Origin of the sequence: Microcystis sp. M53598_WE2, from assembly GCF_030067735.1 — a bacterium.
In the GTDB taxonomy this organism is placed as follows: domain Bacteria; phylum Cyanobacteriota; class Cyanobacteriia; order Cyanobacteriales; family Microcystaceae; genus Microcystis; species Microcystis aeruginosa.
In genome coordinates, this window is sequence record NZ_JASJFE010000061.1 from 1 (window position 1) to 2499 (window position 2499).

Genomic DNA, 2499 nt, shown 5'->3' on the forward strand with positions numbered 1-2499 from the left:
AGACCAGAACAGAGTAAATCTGTTAAGGCAGGTGCGAAAAATCCTTCGGGAAAGAAGCAGAAACCCAAATCGTGAGGTTTGGGAATCGCCGTCCGTTTTACGGCGGCGAGGATGTCAATCCACAATACCCTCGATCGAGCTTAGGGTAACATTTTGGGCTTATTGAATTTAACTAGCGATAGATTCGAGGATTTATTAGCCCCATCAAAACAAAAAAACCTGATTTTCGCCCGATTTTCCCCCATTTACCGCCCTAGTCCGACAAATAATTTCTCCCGCAGATAAGAATTATTCTCAATAGATGTACAATAGGAAAAGACAACTTTGCCAAGAATCGAGCAATGAACGATAAAATAACTCGGAGAGTCTTTCTAGGCGCGGGAACAGCCACCTTAGCGTTAGCAGTGGGTCAATTAGGGAAAATAAACGAAGTTTCCGCCCAAACTAAACAATTAAACCTCTATTCCTCCCGTCACTACAACACCGACCGACGATTGTATGACAACTTCACCCGACAAACGGGAATAAAAATTAACCTCGTGGAAGGGGAAGCGGATCCATTAATCGAACGGATTAAAAGCGAAGGCAGCAATAGTCCTGCCGATATACTCCTGACGGTAGATGCGGGGAGACTATGGCGCGCCGACCAACAGGGAATTTTTGCCCCGGTCAATTCCCGCATTCTTACCCAAAGAATTCCTGCTAATTTGCGTCACCCCAAAGGTCACTGGTTCGGGTTTAGTAAACGCTTGCGGGTAATTATGTACAACAAAGACAGAGTTAACCCCAGAGAAATCGATTCCTATGCAGATTTAACCAATCCCAAATGGAAAGGAAAAGTCGTCACCCGGTCATCCAGTAACATCTATAGTCAATCTTTTACCGCTTGGTTAATCGACATCCAAGGGGAAGCGGCCGCAGAAAAATGGTGTCGGGGATTAGTGGCTAATTTTGCCCGTCCACCCCAGGGTAATGATAAGGCACAAATCGAAGCTGTAGCCGCAGGAATTGCCGATTTAGCCCTAGCTAACACCTATTACTTAGCGGGGTATGCCGAAGAAAAAGACCCCGCTAAACGGGCAATTTATGACCAAGTAGGCGTAATTTTCCCCGACCAAGCAGGCCGCGGCACTCACGTTAATATTAGCGGTGGTGGTTTAATTAAAACTGCCCCCAATCGAGAATCGGCCATTAAATTTTTAGAATATCTTTCTAGCAATGAAGCACAGAACTTTTTTGCTAAGGGTAATCAAGAATATCCCGTCGTTCGAGGCGTTGCTTTAGACCCTGTTCTGGCAAAACTCGGACGCGGGAAAGAAGATACCGTTAGTGTGGCTAATTATGGTCCTAATTTAGCCAAAGCGGTACAGGTAATGAATCGCGCTGGTTGGAAATAAGTTATCAGTTATCAGTTATCAGTTATCAGTTAAAGCAATTGAAATAAAACCGAGAGATTATTAGCTGGCATAGGAATTACTTCTAACAATTGTAAACCTCGATCGCTCGCTGCTTGCACCACATCTTCTAAATTCCTCACTCCCCAAGTAGAGTTTTGAGAACGGAGAGAAAAATCAAAGCTTTCGTTACTAGGAGAAGTATGTTTTCCCTGCCGTTTATAGGGACCATAAAGATAGAGAATTCCCCCCGAACCGAGAATGCGACTCGCTCCTGCCATTAACGCTAAACAAGCGGACCAAGGGGCGATATGAATCATGTTAATATTAACAATCGCATTAATAACGATATTTTCCGTCTCTACCGCCCAAACTGACTGATGAACATCGATAAATAGGGGGCGATCGAGATTAGAACTAGGACAATAATCGCACCAACTGCGAATACTATCTAGAGCCAGAGGGTTACAATCCGAGGGAATCCAACGACAAGGGGCAAGACGAGGAGCAAAAAAAACAGCGTGTTCACCCGTGCCGCTAGATATTTCTAGGATATTCCCAGTCTTCGGTAAAAATTGGCTGAGAACTTCTAAAATCGGCTGACGATTGCGTTCTGTTGCCGGAGCATATTGACGTAAATCAGACATAACTAGGGTTTGCGGCAAAAAGTTGGTTGGTGGGGTTAGGCGTCGGTCGTCAGGCGTCAGTCCTGATGAAAAAATTTTCACCACCACAGATGAAAGAGGTTTCCTTCCCTACACCCCACACCCCACACCCTACACCCTCTTTCCAGTCAGGAGGATTATTTTTATTTATTCTCCCTTCTCCCCATCCTACTCTGCAATAACTACTGGCAGCCAGAAATACGTTGGGTTCATATCATACTTTGTGCTTTTTGTCAAAAAAACTTTTTTTTTGCAATAAAACTACACACAAAAAAGATCATCGTTGTTGGTGAAATTGACTAATTTACCCGTCCTAATTAGGATAACCTTCTAGGTTTGGTGAGGGTTTCAACCATTGCTGCCTAAAAAAGCACAGAATATTCCATTATGAAATTCAGTAAAATCGCTGTAACCATTGTAACATCGTTGTTAAATAAAAA

2 protein-coding genes are annotated in these 2499 nt (G+C 43.7%); one reads left to right on the top strand and one right to left on the bottom strand.

The genetic code is table 11. From position 1 onward, the window contains the following. Positions 1-341 precede the first annotated feature (341 nt). Positions 342-1397: a Fe(3+) ABC transporter substrate-binding protein gene (locus tag PX636_RS01435; RefSeq protein ID WP_288115998.1), complete on the top strand. Its 1056-nt coding sequence runs from the start codon at positions 342-344 to the stop codon at positions 1395-1397. Positions 1398-1426: 29 nt separating this feature from the next. On the opposite strand, the gene PX636_RS01440 is transcribed toward PX636_RS01435, so the two are convergent. Continuing rightward, positions 1427-2041 carry a DUF938 domain-containing protein gene (locus PX636_RS01440; protein ID WP_002796372.1) on the bottom strand — a complete coding sequence of 205 codons (615 nt, stop codon included), beginning with the start codon at positions 2039-2041 and terminating at the stop codon, positions 1427-1429. Positions 2042-2499 lie beyond the last annotated feature (458 nt).

Bases quoted from the DNA above. Each gene is read 5' to 3' on its own strand.
- PX636_RS01435 (WP_288115998.1), top strand. From the start codon at position 342: ATGAACGATAAAATAACTCGGAGAGTCTTTCTAGGCGCGGGAACAGCC.
- PX636_RS01440 (WP_002796372.1), bottom strand. From the start codon at position 2,041: ATGTCTGATTTACGTCAATATGCTCCGGCAACAGAACGCAATCGTCAG.